Annotated in this window: 1 protein-coding gene; it reads left to right on the top strand. The window is 67.5% G+C overall.

The features are described from left to right. Nucleotides 1-72: 72 nt before the first annotated feature. A partial coding sequence (locus HUA78_RS45705; protein ID WP_174479129.1) for an alpha/beta hydrolase occupies nucleotides 73-875 on the top strand: 803 nt, incomplete at its 3' end.

The following is an 875-nucleotide window of genomic DNA, read 5'->3' as shown; positions in this document are numbered from 1 at the left end:
CAGGTCTCTACTGTTCCTCTTGTCAGCAACGCACACCGCGGCAGACGCGGTGAACCCAAGAGGGAGTACGCCATGAGCGCCACCGTCCAGAAGACCCAGACCCAGCCCGACACCATCGTCCTCGTCCACGGCATGTGGATGACGCCCAGGAGCTGGCAGGGCTGGGTTGACCGCTTCACGAAGGCCGGCTACCGCGTCATCGCCCCGTCCTGGCCCGGCCTGGAGGTCGGCGTGGAGGCGCTCCAGAAGGACCCGACGCCGCTGGAGAATCTGCGCGTGAAGCAGATTGTCGACCACTACGAGCGCATCATCCGCGCGCTGCCCACCCCGCCCATCCTCATGGGCCACTCCTACGGCGGCGCCTTCGTGCAGATGCTGTTGGACAGGGGCGTGGGCGCCGCGGGCGTCGCCATCCACTCCGCGCCGGTGAAGGGCGTCTACACGCTGCCGTTCACCACCATCAAGTCGACCGCGTCCACGCTGCTCAACCCGGCCAACGTGAACCGCCCCGCGCCGATGACGCCCGAGCAGTTCCACTACGCCTTCACCAACACGCTGACGCAGGAGGAGTCGGACGAGGTGTACCGCACGCAGTACGTGCCGGGCTCGGGCCGCGCGCTGTTCCAGGGCGCCCTCGCCAACCTGACGCCGCACTCCGAAGTCACCGTGAATCTGAAGAACGACGAGCGCGCGCCGCTGCTGTTCCTCTCGGGTGACTCGGACATCATCCTCCCGGCGAAAATCCAGCGGGAGAACGTGAAGCGCTACGCGAAGTCGAAGGCGGTGACGGAGTACGTGGAGCTCAAGGGCCGCTCGCACTACACCGTGGCGCAGCCGGGCTGGGAGGCCGTCGCGGACCTCGCCCTCAACTGGGC

The organism is Myxococcus sp. CA033 (assembly GCF_013336625.1).
In the GTDB taxonomy this organism is placed as follows: Bacteria; Myxococcota; Myxococcia; order Myxococcales; family Myxococcaceae; genus Myxococcus; species Myxococcus llanfairpwllgwyngyllgogerychwyrndrobwllllantysiliogogogochensis.
The sequence above is the reverse complement of the archived record's forward strand: the minus strand, read 5'-3'. Positions and strand labels throughout refer to the sequence as shown.